This is a genomic window from Streptomyces sodiiphilus, from assembly GCF_039529215.1.
Taxonomy (GTDB): Bacteria; Actinomycetota; Actinomycetes; order Streptomycetales; family Streptomycetaceae; genus Streptomyces; species Streptomyces sodiiphilus.
Genome location: NZ_BAAAMJ010000030.1, coordinates 279,804 through 297,149, shown reverse-complemented (window position 1 = coordinate 297,149; position 17,346 = coordinate 279,804). Strand labels below are relative to the sequence as shown.

Here is a 17,346-nt window from a genome sequence, read left to right as displayed (position 1 = left end):
GCGTGGGTCTCGGCGACCTCGGCCGCCGGGTCGGAGTCGGGCACCAGTGTCGCCCCCACCGGCATGCGCAGCCGGCCGTCCGGGGCGATGTCCACGGTGCGGATGAGGATCGGCGAATCCAGCGTCTGTCCGCCGCCGGTGTCCCGGCCCAGCAGGGCCAGGGCCCCGGCGTAGTAGCCGCGCCCGCCGGACTCGTGGCGCCTGATGACCCGGCAGGCGTTCTGCACCGGGGACCCGGTCACGGTGGCGGCGAACATGGTCTCCCGCAGCACCTCGCGGACGTCCCGCGTGCTGCGGCCGCGCAGCTCGTACTCGGTGTGCGCCAGGTGCGCCATCGCGCGCAGCCGCGGGCCCACCACCACACCGCCGAGGTCACCGATGACGCTCATCATCTTCAGCTCCTCGTCGACCACCATGGACAGCTCCGCGGTCTCCTTCGGGTCGGCGAGGAAGTCCAGCAGGCCCTGGGTGCTCGGGCCCTGCGGCGGGTAACGGTAGGTGCCGCTGATCGGGTTCATCACCACCGTCCCGCCGTTCATCCGCACGTGCGCCTCCGGGCTGGCACCGACCAGGGTGCGCTCGCCGGTGTGCACCACGAAGGTCCAGTAGGCACCGCGCTCGGCGGCCAGCAGCCGGCGGAACAGGGCGAGCGCGTCGTAGCGGCTCCAGCCGTCGATCCGCCCGGTGAAGGTGCGCCGGATGACGAAGTTCGCGCCCTCTCCCGAACCGATCTCCCGCTCCACGACGTCCCGGACGGTCTGTTCGTAGGCGCTGTCCCCGGTGTCGAAGGCGCCGTCGCGGACGGTCACGGGGTGCCGGGGCAGTGCCCGCATCACCGCCGTCAGGGGCAGCGTGCGCACCTCACGTGCCCGCAGCACGGCCAGCGGGGTGCCGTCGTCGGTCACCTCGAAACCACGTTCGTGCAACTGCCGGAAGGGGATCAGGGCCAGGTCCCGGGCACCGGGTCCGTCCGGCAGCGGGAGGTCCGCCAGCAGGCGGACGTGGCGCACGGGGCCGGTCAGCACCTCCACCAGGCCCGGCGGGTGGCCGGGGGTGCGGCGGTGAAGCAGGGCGAACGGCTCTCCGGCGGCCGTCAGCCGGCCGATCAGGTCCCGCGCCGCGCGGTGCGCGCCGTCGTCCGGGCCGGGGGTGCCGGTGGTGGATCGCATGGGGTGTCGTCCCTTCTCGGGGGAGGGACGGGCCCGCACATGCCGAAGGCCGCCCCTCGGGCGGCCTTCGCGTGTGGTTGTGGGTACGCGCAGTCAGCGGGCCGCCGGATGAGCGGTCCACCACCAGGTGCGGATGAGCTGCGCGTGCATGGCGGACACTATACGGGCGCCGGTGCCGTGGGGGCGTGCGCGTGCGCGTGCCGGGCGCTGTCGGTGAGCAGCCGTGCCATCGCGGCGGGGGCGGCCGGCGCGACCCGGTAGTACACCCAGGTGCCGCGCCGCTGCGAGGTGAGCAGGCCCGCCTCGCGCAGCTTGCGCAGGTGATGGCTGACGGTGGGCTGGGAGACACCGACGTCGGAGATGTCGCAGACGCAGGCCTCGCCTTGCGGGTGGGAGGCGATCTTCGAGAACAGCCGGATGCGCACCGGGTCCGCCAGCGCCTTGAACATGGCGGCCATGGCCTCGGACTCCTCCCGCCCGAGTCCGGTGCTCTCCGGCGGGCAGCACACCGGCCCGGTGCTCCCGGCCGCAGGCTGCTCATGATTCGACATACGTCGATACTGCCACGGTGGGTCCGGGCTGCCAAGGTCCGGTGGGGGCGAGGGGACCGGAGCGGGGACCCCGCGGCATTCTCCGCGTCTCACTTTCCGGGCGCGGGTCCGGACGGGCGGGCGGCGCCCGTAACCTGGTCTCGTGACCGTCAACGCTGAAAGCAGCATCTCCGTCGCCGGCTGGCGAGACCTGCCCGCGGCGCAGCAGCCCGACTACCCGGACCAGGATGCCCTGCGGGGCGTGATCGAGGACCTCCAGGGGTATCCGCCGCTGGTCTTCGCGGGCGAGTGCGACCAGCTGCGCGAGCGGCTGGGTGCGGTCGCGCGGGGCGAGGCGTTCCTGCTGCAGGGCGGCGACTGCGCGGAGGCCTTCGACCAGGTCGGCGCGGACCAGATCCGCGCCAAGCTGAAGACGCTCCTGCAGATGAGCGCCGTGCTGACCTACGCCGCCTCGGTACCGGTGGTGAAGGTCGGCCGGATCGCGGGGCAGTACTCCAAGCCGCGCTCCAAGCCCGTCGAGACCCGTGACGGCGTCACGCTGCCGTCCTACCGGGGCGACTCGGTCAACGGTCCCGAGTTCACCGCCGAGGCCCGCACTCCGGACCCGGAGCGGCTGCGCCGGATGTACCACGCCTCCGCCGCCACGCTGAACCTGGTGCGCGGCTTCACCACCGGCGGTTACGCCGACCTGCGCCAGGTCCACGCCTGGAACCAGGACTTCGTGCGGACCTCGGCCTCCGGCCAGCGCTACGAGGTGCTCGCCCGGGAGATCGACCGCGCGCTGAGCTTCATGCAGGCCTGCGGCGCGGACCCGGCGGAGTTCCACTCGGTGGAGTTCTACGCCTCGCACGAGGCGCTGCTGCTGGACTACGAGGCCGCGCTGACCCGGGTCGACTCCCGCAGCGGCAAGCTCTACGACGTCTCCGGGCACATGGTCTGGGTCGGTGAGCGGACCCGCCAGCTGGACGGGGCGCACATCGAGTTCGTCTCCGGCATCCGCAACCCGCTGGGGGTCAAGCTCGGTCCGTCGACCACCGTGGAGGAGGCGCTGACGCTGATCGACCGGCTGGACCCGGAGCGGGAGCCGGGCCGGCTGACCTTCATCACCCGGATGGGCGCGGACCGGATCAGGGACCGGCTCCCGGACCTGGTGGAGAAGGTCACCGCCTCCGGCGCGCAGGTCGCCTGGGTCTGCGACCCCATGCACGGCAACACCTTCGAGGCGGCCTCCGGTCACAAGACCCGGCGCTTCGACGACGTGCTGGACGAGGTCAAGGGCTTCTTCGAGGTCCACCACGGTCTGGGCACCCACCCGGGCGGCATCCACGTGGAGCTGACCGGTGACGATGTCACCGAGTGCGTGGGCGGTGGCAACGAGATCTTCGTGGACGACCTGCACCAGCGCTACGAGACGGCGTGCGACCCCCGGCTCAACCGCAGTCAGTCCCTCGACCTGGCCTTCCTGGTCGCGGAGATGTACCGGGCCCAGTAGCGGTCCGGAGGGAGCACGGAGGACGCCGGGAACGCGGGGAGCGGTCCCGGCGTCCTCCGTCGCCCGCGCTGTTCCGCCCGCGCCGGGTAAGGTAAGGTTTACCTGACCGGCCGTCCCGGGTCCGGTCGCCGGGCCGATGGCGCCGCGTGGACGGAGGGTGTGCCGTGTTCGTCTGTTCCTGCTTCTCCGTGACCGAGCAAGAGGTGCGCGAGCACGCGAACGCCGGAGCCTGCACCCCCCGGCAGATCGCCGCCGCGAGCGGGGCCGGCACCGACTGCGGTTCCTGCGTCCGTACCATCCAGGGGCTGCTCGGCCGGGCGGCGGGCTGTCCCCGCCGGGAGGCCGCGCGGGCCGGTGCGGCGGCCGTCGCCACGGTGCCCGCCGCGGCGGTGCCGGTGGCCGCCCTGCGCTGAGCGCCGGAAGCCTCGCCGCCCGCCGGGCACGAACTCGTCAGCCGGCCGGCTGTTCGATCAGCTGAGCGAGGTAGAGCGGTTCACCCAGCTTCTCGATCAGTTCCAGCTGGGTGTCAAGATAGTCGATGTGGTGCTCCTCGTCCGCCAGGATGTCCTCGAAGATCCTGGCGGAGGTGACGTCTCCCTTGCCGCGCATGACCCCGATACCGCGCCGGAGCCGGTCGATCGCCTCCACCTCGATCTGCCGGTCCGCCTGGAACATCTCGGTGACGGTCTGCCCGACCCGCACGTGGAACAGCCGCTGGTAGTTGGGCAGCCCGTCCAGGAAGAGGATCCGGTCGGTCAGCACCTCCGCGTGCTTCATCTCGTCGAAGGACTCCGCCCGGGTGTACTTGGCCAGCTTGGTCCAGCCGAAGTTCTCCTGCATCTTCGCGTGCAGGAAGTACTGGTTGATCGCCGTCAGTTCGGCGGTCAGCTGCTCGTTGAGGAATTCGATGACCTCGGGGTCGCCCTGCATGCGCGCACTCCTTACGGGAAGGCAATGATCACCGCATCCTTGCACCGGGCCCGCATCCGGGTCCAGTAAGAGAAGCCTTACCGAAATGCGCGGTTCGGTGCGGTGCCCGGGCGCCGGAAGGGGTGGCGGTGCGAGCGCCGCCGTGCCGTCTGTCACCATGGAGTCATGGGTCAGCCGACGAGCCGCGAAGGGGACGCACCGGCCCCGCCCGGCGGTCTGCCGCCCGGGCAGCGGCTGCAGCGCGGATGGCCGGTCACCCACTACGGCCCGGTCCCGAAGTTCCGCCCCGAGCGCTGGGAGTTCCGGGTCTTCGGGGCGACCGCCGACGGCCGCAGCCGGGCATGGAAGCACGAGGAGTTCTCCGCGCTGCCGCACGAGACGGTGATCGCGGACCTGCACTGCGTGACGAAGTTCAGCATCCTCGGCGCGGAGTGGGGCGGAGTCCGGGCCGCGACGATCCTGGACATGGTCCCGCCTGCTCCCGACGTGACCCACGTCATGGTCTGGGCCGAGTACGGCTACAGCGCCAACCTGCGGCTGTCCGACTTCGCGGATCCCCGCTCGGTGCTGGCCACCCATCGCTCCGGTGAGCTGCTGACCGCCGAGCACGGCTTCCCGCTGCGGCTGGTGGTGCCCCGCCTGTACGCCTGGAAGGGGCCCAAGTGGGTGCGCGGTGTGGAGTACATGACCGCGGACCGGCGCGGTTTCTGGGAGGAGCGGGGCTACCACAACATCGGGGACCCGTGGCGGGAGCAGCGCTACTCCTACCAGGAGGAACCCGGCGACGGACCGGAGCTCTGAGCGCAGGTCCCGTTCACCTCGCCGCGGCCGCCCGCAGCTCCTTCAGCCGGGCCACGTCCGCGGCGTGCCCCTCCGTCCCGCCGGGCGTCTCGATCACCAGCGGCACCCCCTCGGTCGCCGGGTGCCGGAACAGCTCGGCGAACGGCTCGCTGCCGATCCGTCCGGCGCCGATGTTCGCGTGCCGGTCCAGCCGGGACCCGGCCGCCGCCACGGAGTCGTTGGCGTGGATCAGCCGCAGCCGCTTCTCGCCCGCCACCGACACCAGTTCGTCGAGCAGTGCCTTGGTCCCCCCGGGCGCCGTCAGGTCGTGGCCCGCCGCGAAGGCGTGGCAGGTGTCCAGGCAGATCCCCACCCGGGGATGCCGGTCCAGGGCGTCCAGATACGGCCCCAGGTGTCCGGCCAGCGAGCACAGCGACGCTCCCTGCCCGGCGGTCGGCTCCAGCAGCAGCCACGGTGCGTCCGGGCCCGTCAGGTCCTCCAGCAGGGGCAGCAGGAGTTCCCGCACCTGCCGCAGGGCCGCCTCGGGTGCCCGCCCGCCGGTCGCGGAGCCGGTGTGGACCACCACTCCCAGGGCCCCGATCTGTCGCCCCCGCTCCAGCGAGTGCCGCAGCGAGCGCACCGACCGCTCGGCCGTGTCCGGGGTGTGCGAGCCGGGATTGATCAGATAGGGGGCGTGCACATAGGCCCGCAGTCCCCGCTCCGCACAGCCCTTCCGGAAGGCCTCGTCCTGCTCCCGGCTGCCGGGCGGGGTCGCCCAGCCACGCGGGTTGGCGACGAACACCTGGACGGCTTCGGCGCCGATCGCCGCGGCGTGGGCGAGTCCTGTGCGGGCCAGTCCGCCGGCGACCGGTACGTGGCCGCCGACGGGGTTGCGTTCGCGGGAGGGGGCGCGCCCGGGGCGCGGGGACGTGCTCACCGCTCCAGGATGCCAGTGCCCCGCCGGGGTCCGGTCACGGGCCGCCGGATCAGTACGGGCCGTTGACGTTGTCGATCGAACCGTAGCGGTCGGCGGCGTAGTTGGCGGCCGCGGTCAGGTTGGCCACCGGGTGGTAGATGTCCTTCGGGGTGCCCGGCACGTGGTAGGCGTCGAAGGTGGGCTGGATCACCTGGAGCAGGCCGATGGACGGGGTGCCGTTCACCGCGTTGATGTCCCACAGGTTGATCGCGTTCGGGTCGCCGCTGGACTCACGGATGGTGTTGCGGTGCAGCCCGTCGTAGGTGCCGGGGATGCCGTGCTCCTCCATGATCGCCAGGGCCTCGCGTATCCAGCCGTCCAGGGTGTCCGGGTAGGCCGGCTGCGGCTTCGCGGCGGGAGCCTCCTGGGCGGACAGTGCCGTCGTCACGACGGTCGCCTCCGGGGCGGGGGTGTCCCCGCGCCCGGCGGAACGCTCCGCGCGCTCCTGCGCGCGCTCCTCGGCGGCATCCGCGGCTGCGGCCTCCTGCTGGGCCTCGATGCGCTGCTCACGGGTCTCCACGCGGTCGGCGAAGTCCCAGCCCGGCTTCAGCGCCGGCAGGTCGTCGCCCCGGTCCGCGGCCTCCCACGAGACCGGCTGCACGGAGGCCGTCCGCACGGTGGCCGGGCCGCCGGCCCGGGCCTCGGCGTCCGCGGCCGGCGCGAGGGTCAGGGCCAGGGCGGTCGCTCCGGCACCGGCCAGGGTGGCGGTCGCGGCCCGGCGATTGCGGGCCAGGCGGCGCAGACCGGCGGTACGGGAAATGTGAGCAGTCACGGGAAACCCTTCGGTTTTCGCTTCCATTGCGAAATCCGGTGTAACAGCCGCCGGAATGCCGGAGCAAAGACCGCCGATACTAAGGGTTTTAGTGGCCGAATCAATTCATTGTGATGTCACTTCGCCCGGCCTGGGGAATCCCGGAAGGAAAGGTAACTAGGCGCCTTCGTAGCGGGACCAAAGGCCTATGAGTGGCCTCACAGGACGGGACCCCGCGGAACGGCGTCAGCGCACCCAGATGGTGATGACCGACCCGCGCTCGGCGCGGTCGCCGCTGTGCACGGACTGGTTGAACACGGTGCCGGTCAGGAAGAGGCGGTTGACCTTCACCTCGAACCCGGCCTCCTCCAGCGTGCGGCGGGCGGCGTCCTCGTCCATGCCGCGCACGTCCGGCACCTCGATCATCTCCGGGCCCTTGGAGACCGACAGCGTCACGGTGTCGCCCGCCCCGGCGGACTCGCCCGGCTCCGGCGACTGCCCGGCCACCGTGCCCTCCGGCTCCGCGGAGTGCACGCGCTGCGGGGTGACCTCCACGTCGAAGCCCGCCTCGGTCAGCCGCTGGACCGCCGTCCCCTCCGGGACGCCGGTGAGGTCCGGGACAACGATCTCCTCGCCGCGGCTCACCACCAGGTCCACCGCCGAGTCCGGGCGCCGCTGCGTGCCGGGTGCGGGGTCGGTGGTGATCACCGATCCCGCCTCGACCGTGTGATGGAACTCCCGGAACACCTCGCGCGGCGTCAGCCCCGCCAGACTCAGCTGCTCCCTGGCCTGCTCCAGCGGCACGCCCGCCAGATCGGGGACCTCCACCATCCGCGGCCCCTGGGAGACGGTGAGGGTGACGGTGCCGTTGCGGCGGATGCGCTCGCCGCGCGCCGGATCGGTCGCGATGACGTGCCCGCGGTCCACGGTGTCGGAGTGTTCCTCCTCGATCTTGACCCGCAGGCCCTCCTCCCGCAGGGTGGCCTCCGCCTCCTCCTGCGGGACACCGAGCACCCCGGGGGTGGGCAGGAACTGTCCGGAGTTGACGTACCACACGCCGGCCCCCAGCCCGAGCACCAGCAGTACCATCCCCACCAGGCCCGCCACCGCGCGCCGGGGCAGCCCGCGCCGGGGACGCTCGTCCGCGTCCGGCACCGGAAGGTCGATCCGGCTCGTGGGCTCCGGGGCCCTGCCGTCCCGTGCCGGTACCGCACCCCGCAGCGGCACCACGGCCGTCAGGTCCTCCGGGCCGGTGCCGCGCGGAGCCGCCGTGCCGGCCGGAGCCGCGTCGAGCTGCTCCTCGGTGAGACCGCCCCGCACGGTGCGCACCGCGACGAGCATCGCCGCGGCGTCCTGCGGGCGGCTCCCCGGAACCCGGGCCGCGGCCGCTGCCACCAGGCCGTCCAGCGCCGCGGGCAGACCGGGCACCGCCCGCGAAGGGGCGGGCACGTCGTCGTTGACATGGGCGAACAGGACCTGGGCCGGGGAGTCGCCGGTGTGCGGCTTCTCGCCGGTCAGCATCTCGTAGAGCATGATGCCGCAGGCGTAGACATCGGTGCGGGTGTCCACCGTCCCGTGCTCGATCTGCTCGGGGGCGAGATAGGAAACCGTGCCCAGCAGTGAGCCCGTGGTGGCCGAGGTCTGGGTGTCCACTCCCCGTACCAGGCCGAAGTCGGCGACCTTCACCCGGCCGTCGTGACCGATCAGGACGTTCTCCGGCTTGATGTCGCGGTGCACCAGGCCGGCCCGGTGCGCGGCGCCCAGACCGGCCAGCACGGGCTCCAGGATGTCCAGCACCGCCCGCGGCTGGAGCGCACCGCTGTCCCGCAGGACGTCACGCAGGGTGCAGCCGGCGACGTACTCCATCGCCAGATAGACGTACTGTCCGTCCGCGCTCTGGTCGTGGACACCGACGATGTTGGGGTGGTCCAGCCGCGCGACGGCCTTGGCCTCCCGGATGAACCGGTCGACGAACGCGGCGTCGCCGGCCAGCGAGGGGTGCATCACCTTCAGGGCCAGCACTCGCTCCAGCCGCATGTCCAGCGCCCGGTAGACCGTGGCCATACCGCCGACGGCGATCCGCGCCTCGACGCGGTAACGGCCGTCCAGTACGTGCCCGATCAGCGGGTCCTGAAGGGTGGTGTCCACAAGCGACGAGTCTACGAGCTGTCACGGGCGCCCGGGGTTTCCGTACCGTTCGGCCACGGGACTGCGGCCGAACGGTGACGCGAGCGGGTCCCGACCGGCCCCTCAGCCGGTGAAGGCGGGGCGTTCGGGGTCCAGATCGGCGCGCCCGGCGGTGGGCGAGGACGCCTGGGCGAAGTGCCGGCGGGGGATCCGGCCCGCCAGCCGGGCCAGCCGCCCGGCCGCCACCGCGTGCCGCATCGCCTCCGCCATCAGCACCGGCTCCCGGGCGCGGGTCACCGCGGAGGCCAGCATGACCCCGGCGCACCCCAGCTCCATCGCCAGTGCGGCGTCCGAGGCGGTGCCCGCGCCGGCGTCCAGGATCACCGGCACACCGGCGCGCTCGGTGATCAGCTCGAAGTTGTGCGGGTTGCGGATACCCAGTCCCGAACCGATCGGCGAGCCCAGCGGCATCACCGCCGCGCAGCCGGCGTCCTCCAGGCGGCGGGCCAGCACCGGGTCGTCGCTGGTGTACGGCAGCACGGTGAAGCCGTCCTCGACCAGGACCTCCGCGGCCTCCAGGGTCTCCACCGGATCCGGCAGCAGCGTGCGCTCGTCGGCGATCACCTCCAGCTTGACCAGGTCGGTCCCCAGCGCCTCCCGGGCCAGCCGGGCGGTCAGCACCGCCTCGCCCGCGGTGTGACAGCCGGCGGTGTTCGGCAGCACCGCGATGCCCAGCTCGGAAAGCACCGAGAGCACCGAGCCGTGCACCGACGGGTCCACCCGTCGCATGGCCACCGTGGTCAGGCCGGTGCCCGAGGCGGTGAGCGCCCGCCGCAGGATCTCCAGGCTCGGGGCCCCGCCGGTCCCCATGATCAGCCGGGACGACAGTCTCAGGCCGCCCAGCACCAGCGCGTCCCCCGTCTCCCCGGCGGCGTGTGCCGTGCTCAATGGACTCACCCTCCCTGGACCGCGGTCAGTATCTCGATCCGGTCGCCCTCGGCCACCGCGGTGGCGGCCCAGCGGCCGCGCGGCACCACGTCCTCGTTGACCGCGGCGGCGACGCCGGCCGGTGCGGTGCTCAGGGAGGCGACCACGTCGGCCAGCGTGGTGCCGGCCCGCAGTTCGCGGTGCTCGCCGTTGACCGACGCGGTGATCCGCTCCGTCATGCCGGAACCTCCTGCCTCTCGTTCCGTGTCCCGCCCGTCGCGGCGAACCGCAGCGGGCTGAACGGCCCGGCGTTCTCCGGCAGGGTGCCGCCGGCCAGGACCTCGGCCAGCGCGTCGGCGGTCACCGGTGCCAGCAGTACCCCGTTGCGGTGGTGGCCGGTGGCCAGGAGGAGCCCGGGCAGTGCGGTGGGGCCGAGCAGGGGCGCGTTGTCCGGGGACCCGGGACGCAGGCCCGCCCGGGTCTCGACCAGGGGCAGTTCGGTCAGGCCCGGCACCAGCTCGTGGGCGTCGCGCAGCAGTTCGTAGACGCCTCCCGCGGTGACGGTGGTGTCGAAGCCCCGTTCCTCGGTGGTCGCCCCGATGACGAGCTCGCCGTCCGCCCGGGGAACCAGGTAGACCTGCCCGCCGCGGACCACCGCCCGCACCGTGCGGGTCAGGAAGGGCGCGTAGACCTCGGGCACCCGCAGCCGCAGGATCTGCCCCTTGACCGGCCGCACCGGAGGGACCACGTGCGGCGGCAGGCCGTCCAGCAGACCGCTGCGGCTGCCGCCCGCCAGCACCAGCTGCCCGGCGGAGCGTTCCTCGCCGTTGTCGAACACCACCCCGGTGGCCCGGCCGCCGGACACCCGGACGCGCCGCGCCCAGGCGCGGTGGAAGACCACCCCGGCCCGTTCGCACGCCGTCAGCAGCGCCGCGGACACCCGCCGGGGGTCGGCCTGGTGGTCGCCGTCCACCCGCAGACCGCCGCGGACACCCGGTGCCAGCATCGGTTCCAGCTTCCGGCACTCCCGGCCCGTCAGCCACTGCGCGTCCAGCCCGCAGCGCTGCTGCAGGACGTGCAGCTCCCTCAGCTGGGCACGGTCGTCGGCGTCCAGGGCCACCGCCAGGGTGCCGCACTCCCGGTAACCGGTCTCCTGGCCGCCGGCTTCGGCCAGTTCCCGGGCGAACTCCGGCCAGGACCGCGCGGCGGCCAGGCTCAGGTCGAGCAACGGCTCTTCGCCGTAATGGAGTTCGCTGACGGCGGCGAGCATTCCCGCGGCGACGTCCGCCGCTCCGCCGCCCGGCCGGGGATCGGCCAGTGCGGTGCGCAGCCCGCGCCGGGCCGCACGCCAGGCCGTGGCCAGGCCGATGATGCCGCCCCCGATGACCAGGACGTCGGGCGCCGGCCCCGCGCCACCGCTCCCGTGTTGTGTGACAGGCATGACGACTGTGCTTCTCCCTTCGCCGGCATGACCCGGATCAGGTTCCTACGGTCGGAGGCCGGCCAGCCTCCCTCTCAGCCCGGTGCGCCCGGACTCCCGCGACGGGTGTGTCCACGCCAGCGTACTCGGCGAGCCCGGCAGGACATTAGGCTGGCCGGGTGGAACGAGAGCACGTGGTCATCGCCGGAGCGGGGCTGGCCGGGGCACAGACCGCCGTCCAGCTCAGGGAGCAGGGCTGGCGCGGGCCCATCACCCTGCTGGGGGACGAACGGCACGTGCCGTACGACCGGCCACCGCTGTCCAAGGGGCTGCTGCTGGGAACCGCGGGGCCCGAGGCCGCCGCGCTGGAGATCGACTTCGCCGAACTGGGGGTCGGGCTGCTGCTGGAGCGCGAGGTCACCGGGCTGCGCCCGGTGGACCGTCAGGTGCTCACCACAAAGGGGCCGGTGGGCTACGACCGGCTGGTGGTGGCCACCGGCGCCGCCCCGCTGGAGCTCCCCGGCACCCGGGACGTACCCGGTGTCCATCTGCTGCGGACCCTGGACGACGCCGTCCGGCTGCGGCCGGTGCTGGAGCGGCGGAGCTCCCTGGTGCTGGTCGGGGCGGGCTGGATCGGCGCGGAGGTCGCCACGGCTGCCCGCACGGCCGGCTGCCCGGTCACTGTGGTGGAGGCGGCGGACCAGCCACTGCCGGGGCTTCCGGACCGGGTCACCGAGCCGATGCGCCAGTGGTACGCCGGCTGCGGTGCGGTGCTCCTCACCGGACGGCGCGTCACCGCCGTGCGTGAGGGGGCCGTCGAGCTGGCCGGCGGAACGGTCCTGGAGGCGGACGCGGTGCTGGTGGGCATCGGCTCCCGGCCGGCCACCGGCTGGCTGGCGGGTTCGGGCGTGGCGCTGGCCCCGGACGGCTCCGTCGAGGCGGACGAGGGCCTGCGCACCACCGTCCCGGGCGTGTACGCGGTGGGCGACTGCGCCTCCTACCCCTCCGCACGCTACGGCCGCCGTCTGCTCATCCATCACTGGGACAACGCCCTGGCCGGGCCGCGCACCGTCGCCGCCGGCATCCGGGGGGAGCACGCCGTGCACGATCCGGTGCCCTACTTCTGGTCCGAGCAGTTCCAGCACTTCGTCCAGTACACGGGCCGGCACGGCGAGGGTGACGAGCCTGTGTGGCGCGGCGACCCGGCCGCCGGGGACGCGGCCTGGTCGGTGTGCTGGCTGCGCGAGGGGGCACTGGCCGCGGTCCTCACCGTGAACCGTCCCCGGGACATGGCCCAGGCGCGCAAGCTGATCGCGCGCGGCGCACGGCTGGACCCCGTCCTCGCGGCCGATCCGGGACGGCCGCTGCGCGACGCGGTGGCCGCCGCGCCCGGCGCCTGACCGCCGGGCCGGGGCCCGTTTCGGGCTCCGGTCTGAGACGCTGGGACGGTGACCGAGATTGACGCAAGAATCGATGCTCTGGTGCCGGCCTGGCTCACCCTTCCCGACATCGCCGAGGACCTCGGTGTGGAAGTCACCCGGGTCCGGCAATGGGTCAAGGAAGGACAGCTGATCGCGGTGCGCCGGGGCGAGAACCGGGCGCTGCACGTGCCCGCCGCCTTCATCGGCGAGGGACGGATCGTCAAGGGACTGTCCGGCACGCTCACCCTGCTGAGGGACGACGGGTTCACCGTCGAGGAGATGCTGGAGTGGCTGTTCACTCCCGATGACACCCTCCCCGGCACCCCGGCCCAGGCCCTGCGGGAGAATCGCGGGACCGAGGTGAAGCGCCGAGCCCAGGCCCTCGCCGTGTGATCCGACCGCCGCGGCGGCCCGNCCCGGCCCGGGGCCCCCCCGCCCACCAGGAGTGAGTTCCCCATGCAGCTCGCCGACGCGCGCCTGTATCTGTGCACCGACGCCCGCAAGCGGCAGGGCGACCTGCCCGGCTTCCTGGACGCGGTGCTGGCCGGCGGGGTGGACATCGTGCAGCTGCGCGACAAGGGGATGGAGGCAGCCGAGGAGCTGGAACACCTCGCGGTGCTGGCCGACGCCTGCCGCCGGCACGGCAAGCTGCTCGCGGTCAACGACCGGGCGGACGTCGCGCATGCCGCCGGGGCCGACGTGCTCCATCTGGGCCAGGGCGACCTGCCGGTGCCCGCCGCGCGCGCCCTGCTCGGTCCCGGCGTGCTGATCGGACGTTCCACTCACGCACCCGAAGAGGTGCAGGCGGCGCTGTCCGACCCGGGGACCGACTACTTCTGCACCGGGCCCTGCTGGCCCACCCCCACCAAACCGGGGCGGCCGGCCCCCGGCCTGGACCTGGTGCGGCACGCCGCCGGCCTCGCCCCGCGCAAGCCCTGGTTCGCCATCGGGGGCATCGACGCCGGCAATCTGGACCGGGTACTTCAGGCGGGTGCCCGCCGGGTGGTCGTGGTGCGGGCCCTCACCGAGGCACGCGATCCGCACGCGGCCGCGGCGGCTCTGGCCGGGCGACTGCGGGAGGTTCCGCTGTGATCAGCGGGTGTCCGTACTCCGGACGCCGGCCGTCCGGGCAACCGGTACCTGGGTAGCCTTCCGGACATGGCCCTTGGAATTCCCTCCATCCGGACGGACCGGGCGCACACGGTGCGCGACCTTCTGGCCGCGGGTGAGCGCTCGTACTCCTTCGAGTTCATGGCGCCGCGGACCGAGCGGGGCGAGCGCACCCTGTGGGAGGCCATCCGCCGCGTGGAGGCCGTCGCGCCGACCTTCGTCTCGGTGACCTACGGCGCCGGGGGCTCCTCCCGGGAGGGGACGGTACGGGCCACCGAGCGGATCACCACGGAGACCACGCTCACCCCGGTCGCCCACCTCACCGCCGTCAACCACTCCGTCGCGGAACTGCGCAACATCATCGGCCAGTACGCCGATGCCGGCATCCGCAACATGCTCGCCGTGCGCGGCGACCCGCCCGGTGACCCGGCGGGGGAGTGGATCCCGCATCCGCGGGGCCTCACCTACGCCGCCGAGCTCGTGCACCTCATCAAGGAGTCGGGGGACTTCTGCGTCGGCGTGGCGGCCTTCCCCGAGATGCACCCCCGCTCCCCCGACTGGGACACCGACATCCGGCACTTCGTGGACAAGTGCCGGGCGGGCGCCGACTTCGCCATCACCCAGATGTTCTTCCGCGCCGAGGACTACTTCCGGCTGCGGGACCGGGTCGAGGCGGCGGGCTGCACGACGCCCATCATCCCCGAGATCATGCCGGTGACCAGCGTGCGGCAGATCGAACGGTTCGCCCGGCTCTCCAACGCCGCGTTCCCGCCGGAGCTGGAAAGACGCATCCTGGCGGTCCGGGACGACCCGTTGGCGGTACGCTCGGTCGGGATCGAGTACGCCACGGAGCTGTGTGCGGCCTTGATGGAACAGGAGACCCCCGGCCTCCACTTCATCACGCTGAACCACTCCACGGCGACACTGGACATCTACCGGAACCTCGGTCTGCACCGGCGGACGTAGAAGCACGGAGAGGGGCGTACATGGGCTGGACGGTCCTCTACATCGCGTTCGGAGTGGTCGCGCTGTGGCTGCTGGGGGAGGTGCTCCTGCAGTACAAGGCCCGTCTGCGCTGGCGGCTGCTGGCCTTCTTCGGATTCCTCTTCGTGGTGCTGGGGGTCGTGCTCCCGTCCGTGCTGGTGATAGCGGTGGGAACGGTGGCCTTCGCGGCCGGGCAGACCCTGGTGACCCTCTCCTTCCGGCGTGGCTTCTCCACCGGATGGGCACTGGGCGGCAAGCCGGGGACCAGCAGGCGGCGGCGCGAGGGCGCCGGTCCGGCTCCCGGCGAGATGCAGCCCCTGGCACCCGTGGAGGACGCCGCGCCGGCGGACCACGGCGGTGAGTACTCCCACGACGGCGCCGGGCCGTACGAGGGCCGGTACGAGAACGCCTACGAGGAGCAGAGCGGCCAGGACGCCCACACCCCGGCCCACGGTGTCCCGGCCGGCGGCTGGCAGGGCGCCGCCGGGCCGGGCCAGGGCGCCGGCGGACAGGGGCCGGGCGGCTACGGCGGGTACGGCGAGGGCGGCTACGGAGCCCAGCCGGACCCCTACGCGGCGCAGCCCTACGCCCCCTCCTACCACGACCCGTACGCCGACCAGGCCCCGGCGCACGCCGCCCAGGGGACGGGACAGACCTACCCGGCCTATGCCGACGCCTACGGCAGTGCCGCCCAGGCCGGCGGGTATCCCGAGCAGGAGGACCCGCTCACCGCTCCCGGACACGCTCCGGGCGGCGCACCGCAGGCGTACCCGGCCGGAACGGACCAGTGGGCCGGCGCGCAGTCCTCCTACACCGAGACCCCGGCGGGCGGGGTGTGGGTGCCGCAGCAGCGTGACGTCACGGAGCCGGCCGCCGGTTACGGCTACCCCCAGGTACCGCCGCAGCCGGCGTACGGTCCCGGGGAGGCCGCCCCCTACCCGCCGCCGGCAGGGTACGACGGCGGGCAGGGGTACTACGGCGGCGAGCACCGCTACTGACGGTCCCCGGCCCGCGGTGAGGCCACCGGCCGCGGCAGGGCGTCAGTACGACCCCTGCCAGTCGGGCCCCTCCACGATCAGCCCTGCGGCCAGCGCCCCCGACATGCCGCCATGGGCGACTCCGCCGCCCGGGTGCGACCAGCCGCCGACCCGGTAGGTGCCCGGCAGCCGTCCCGCGGTGGAGGCCGGCAGGAAGGCGCCCCCGGCACCCGCGAGCGCCGGGCCGGGGATCAGGCCCCCCGGCGCGCCGGTGTCCTGCTCCACGTCCCGCGGGGTGCGGATCTCGCGCCACAGGACCCGGGGGCCAAGGCCGAGCCCGGCGGCGTCGGCCGTGGCCAGCAGCCGGTCCGCGAAGGCCACCGGATCGGCCGGACCGCCCGCGGGCACCGCGGCACTGAGCACCGCCGACTCGTGGTCCGGGCCCGGCACGAGGGCCGGATCACCGGGCCGGAGACACAGCACCACCGGGTGCTCCAGCGGATCACCCAGCGGCCGTGCGGGATGCACCAGGGTCCGGTGGGCGGTGCCGGGCGGCCGCGGCCCGCGCAGCGCCAGCAGGACGGTCACCCGGCTGCCGGCGGCGGGCCGGTCACCGGGACGTGCGGCGCCCCACACCACGGCATCGGCCTCGTGACGGGTGCCGTCGGCCAGTTCCACCCCGGCCGCCCGGCCGTCCCTCTGCAGTACCCGGACGGCCTCGGCACCGAAGACGAACTCCACGCCCCGGGCCAGGCACCGGGCGTGCACCGCGTCCGCCAGGGCACGCATGCCACCCGCCGGGTACCAGGTCCCGAAGGTCTCCTCGATGTAGGGGAGCACCGCCGCGCTCGCCGGGGCGGTGCGCGGGTCCAGACCCCAGGCCGGCAGGGTGCCCGCCAGCATGGCGGTGAGCCGCGGGTCGCGCAGTTCCCTGCGGGCCACGCCGGCCAGGCCTCCCGGCCCGCGGCGTCCCGGCAGGCCCCGGCGCGGGGCCGCCGGGTAGGGGTCGCGCGAGGAGGCCTCGTCCCGGGCCCGGGGGGTGAGCGGCTCCTCCATCAGCGGGCGCCGGGTCTCCTCCCAGGTCTGCCGTGCCCGGACCAGCAGTGCCGCCCAGCGTTCGCCCGCCCCCTTACCGAGGGAGGCGTCCAGGGCCTGCCGCAGCCCGCCGCGGGAGAAACCGGGCACCCGGGTCACGGTCCCGTCCGGGAAGCGGTGCTCGGCGGCCGGGTCGACCTCGGTCAGCCGGACGCACTCCTCCAGCGGCTCCCGGCCGGTCTTCAGGAACAGGTCACGCCAGACCGCGGGCAGGTGCAGCAGCCCCGGACCGGTGTCGAAGCCGAAGCCGTCCCGCTCCAGGCGTCGCACCGCGCCACCGTGGACCGGGCCCCGTTCCAGGACCGTCACCCGGTGTCCCGCCACGGCCAGCCGGGCGGCGCCCGCCATGCCGCCCATTCCCGCACCGACGACCACGATTCGTGCCATGACCAGGCACCTTACCGGTGCTGCCGGACCGGTCCGCGGCTGGTCCCGGGCCCGGGTACCCAGGGGCGGCTGAGTACCGGTCTGAGTATCCGTACGGATGGGAGGGCGTGCCGCGGGACGGCACAGTGAACGCGGGCCCGGGGGGTCCGGGCCAGCACCGCCGGCACGGGGCGGCGGAGCGAGGGGGCGACACAGCCGTCCGCAGGCCCGGGCCCGGGGGGACGGGCGGGGGAGACTGCGGGCGGCCGG

At 73.9% G+C, this 17,346-nt stretch carries 18 protein-coding genes and 1 riboswitch; of the genes, 8 read left to right on the top strand and 10 right to left on the bottom strand.

Going from position 1 to position 17,346, the window contains the following annotated elements:
- Positions 1-1,169: chorismate-binding protein (locus ABD299_RS15615; protein ID WP_344262697.1), on the bottom strand; the 1,169-nt coding region annotated here is incomplete at its 3' end.
- 158 nt (positions 1,170-1,327) lie between these two features.
- The gene (locus ABD299_RS15610; RefSeq protein ID WP_344262695.1) at positions 1,328-1,720 is read right to left on the bottom strand and encodes an ArsR/SmtB family transcription factor; all 393 of its coding nucleotides are present in this window, start codon (positions 1,718-1,720) and stop codon (positions 1,328-1,330) included.
- Positions 1,721-1,862: 142 nt separating this feature from the next.
- Between ABD299_RS15610 and ABD299_RS15605 the strand changes: the two genes are divergently transcribed.
- Both ABD299_RS15605 and ABD299_RS15600 read left to right on the top strand, forming a co-directional pair.
- Positions 1,863-3,212: a class II 3-deoxy-7-phosphoheptulonate synthase gene (locus ABD299_RS15605; protein ID WP_344262693.1), complete on the top strand. Its 1,350-nt coding sequence runs from the start codon at positions 1,863-1,865 to the stop codon at positions 3,210-3,212.
- Between the two features lie 146 nt (positions 3,213-3,358).
- Entirely contained in the window at positions 3,359-3,625 is a 267-nt protein-coding gene (locus ABD299_RS15600) for a (2Fe-2S)-binding protein (RefSeq protein ID WP_344262691.1), read from the top strand.
- Between the two features lie 37 nt (positions 3,626-3,662).
- Here ABD299_RS15600 and bfr read toward each other — a convergent pair whose 3' ends face one another.
- On the bottom strand, positions 3,663-4,142 hold the full coding sequence (gene bfr / locus ABD299_RS15595) for a bacterioferritin (RefSeq protein ID WP_344262689.1): 480 nt from the start codon (positions 4,140-4,142) through the stop codon (positions 3,663-3,665).
- 165 nt (positions 4,143-4,307) lie between these two features.
- Here bfr and ABD299_RS15590 point away from each other — a divergent pair, with 165 nt between their 5' ends.
- Complete coding sequence (locus ABD299_RS15590; protein ID WP_344262687.1) at positions 4,308-4,943, top strand: sulfite oxidase-like oxidoreductase; 636 nt, start codon at positions 4,308-4,310, stop codon at positions 4,941-4,943.
- Between the two features lie 13 nt (positions 4,944-4,956).
- Here ABD299_RS15590 and ABD299_RS15585 read toward each other — a convergent pair whose 3' ends face one another.
- The 6 genes from ABD299_RS15585 to thiO all read right to left on the bottom strand — a co-directional run bounded on the left by ABD299_RS15585 (position 4,957) and on the right by thiO (position 11,144).
- The gene (locus ABD299_RS15585; protein WP_344262685.1) at positions 4,957-5,859 is read right to left on the bottom strand and encodes a deoxyribonuclease IV; all 903 of its coding nucleotides are present in this window, start codon (positions 5,857-5,859) and stop codon (positions 4,957-4,959) included.
- 49 nt (positions 5,860-5,908) lie between these two features.
- Complete coding sequence (locus ABD299_RS15580) at positions 5,909-6,670, bottom strand: transglycosylase SLT domain-containing protein (protein ID WP_344262683.1); 762 nt, start codon at positions 6,668-6,670, stop codon at positions 5,909-5,911.
- A 225-nt stretch (positions 6,671-6,895) separates the two neighbouring features.
- The gene (gene pknB / locus ABD299_RS15575) at positions 6,896-8,797 is read right to left on the bottom strand and encodes a Stk1 family PASTA domain-containing Ser/Thr kinase (RefSeq protein ID WP_344262681.1); all 1,902 of its coding nucleotides are present in this window, start codon (positions 8,795-8,797) and stop codon (positions 6,896-6,898) included.
- Between the two features lie 102 nt (positions 8,798-8,899).
- Positions 8,900-9,724 carry a thiazole synthase gene (locus ABD299_RS15570; RefSeq protein WP_425581343.1) on the bottom strand — a complete coding sequence of 275 codons (825 nt, stop codon included), beginning with the start codon at positions 9,722-9,724 and terminating at the stop codon, positions 8,900-8,902.
- A 5-nt stretch (positions 9,725-9,729) separates the two neighbouring features.
- A complete protein-coding gene (gene thiS / locus ABD299_RS15565) occupies positions 9,730-9,942 on the bottom strand; it encodes a sulfur carrier protein ThiS (RefSeq protein ID WP_344262679.1) in 213 nt (70 codons plus the stop codon).
- Positions 9,939-11,144: a glycine oxidase ThiO gene (thiO, locus tag ABD299_RS15560; protein ID WP_344262677.1), complete on the bottom strand. Its 1,206-nt coding sequence runs from the start codon at positions 11,142-11,144 to the stop codon at positions 9,939-9,941. Before thiO ends, thiS begins: the two co-directional genes overlap by 4 nt.
- A riboswitch (TPP riboswitch) is annotated at positions 11,142-11,254 on the bottom strand. Its footprint overlaps the gene before it by 3 nt.
- Positions 11,255-11,302: 48 nt before the next feature.
- On the opposite strand from thiO, the gene ABD299_RS15555 reads away from it, so the two are divergent.
- The 5 genes from ABD299_RS15555 to ABD299_RS15535 all read left to right on the top strand — a co-directional run bounded on the left by ABD299_RS15555 (position 11,303) and on the right by ABD299_RS15535 (position 15,636).
- Entirely contained in the window at positions 11,303-12,523 is a 1,221-nt protein-coding gene (locus tag ABD299_RS15555) for an NAD(P)/FAD-dependent oxidoreductase (protein ID WP_344262675.1), read from the top strand.
- 48 nt (positions 12,524-12,571) lie between these two features.
- Positions 12,572-12,937, top strand: coding sequence for an Rv2175c family DNA-binding protein (locus ABD299_RS15550; RefSeq protein ID WP_344262673.1), 366 nt, complete (start codon positions 12,572-12,574; stop codon positions 12,935-12,937).
- A gap of 63 nt (positions 12,938-13,000) precedes the next feature.
- On the top strand, positions 13,001-13,636 hold the full coding sequence (gene thiE / locus ABD299_RS15545; protein WP_344262671.1) for a thiamine phosphate synthase: 636 nt from the start codon (positions 13,001-13,003) through the stop codon (positions 13,634-13,636).
- 66 nt (positions 13,637-13,702) lie between these two features.
- Complete coding sequence (gene metF / locus ABD299_RS15540) at positions 13,703-14,620, top strand: methylenetetrahydrofolate reductase [NAD(P)H] (protein WP_344262669.1); 918 nt, start codon at positions 13,703-13,705, stop codon at positions 14,618-14,620.
- Between the two features lie 20 nt (positions 14,621-14,640).
- Positions 14,641-15,636 (top strand): hypothetical protein, encoded by a 996-nt coding sequence (locus ABD299_RS15535; protein ID WP_344262667.1) that lies wholly within the window; start codon positions 14,641-14,643, stop codon positions 15,634-15,636.
- Between the two features lie 42 nt (positions 15,637-15,678).
- Here the strand turns inward: ABD299_RS15535 and ABD299_RS15530 are convergent, their stop codons facing one another.
- Positions 15,679-17,097: a phytoene desaturase family protein gene (locus ABD299_RS15530; RefSeq protein WP_344262665.1), complete on the bottom strand. Its 1,419-nt coding sequence runs from the start codon at positions 17,095-17,097 to the stop codon at positions 15,679-15,681.
- Between the last annotated feature and the right edge of the window lie 249 nt (positions 17,098-17,346).

Bases quoted from the DNA above. Each gene is read 5' to 3' on its own strand.
- ABD299_RS15610 (WP_344262695.1), bottom strand. From the start codon at position 1,720: ATGTCGAATCATGAGCAGCCTGCGGCCGGGAGCACCGGGCCGGTGTGC.
- bfr (WP_344262689.1), bottom strand. From the start codon at position 4,142: ATGCAGGGCGACCCCGAGGTCATCGAATTCCTCAACGAGCAGCTGACC.
- ABD299_RS15590 (WP_344262687.1), top strand. From the start codon at position 4,308: ATGGGTCAGCCGACGAGCCGCGAAGGGGACGCACCGGCCCCGCCCGGC.
- thiS (WP_344262679.1), bottom strand. From the start codon at position 9,942: ATGACGGAGCGGATCACCGCGTCGGTCAACGGCGAGCACCGCGAACTG.
- thiO (WP_344262677.1), bottom strand. From the start codon at position 11,144: ATGCCTGTCACACAACACGGGAGCGGTGGCGCGGGGCCGGCGCCCGAC.
- thiE (WP_344262671.1), top strand. From the start codon at position 13,001: ATGCAGCTCGCCGACGCGCGCCTGTATCTGTGCACCGACGCCCGCAAG.
- metF (WP_344262669.1), top strand. From the start codon at position 13,703: ATGGCCCTTGGAATTCCCTCCATCCGGACGGACCGGGCGCACACGGTG.
- ABD299_RS15535 (WP_344262667.1), top strand. From the start codon at position 14,641: ATGGGCTGGACGGTCCTCTACATCGCGTTCGGAGTGGTCGCGCTGTGG.
- ABD299_RS15530 (WP_344262665.1), bottom strand. From the start codon at position 17,097: ATGGCACGAATCGTGGTCGTCGGTGCGGGAATGGGCGGCATGGCGGGC.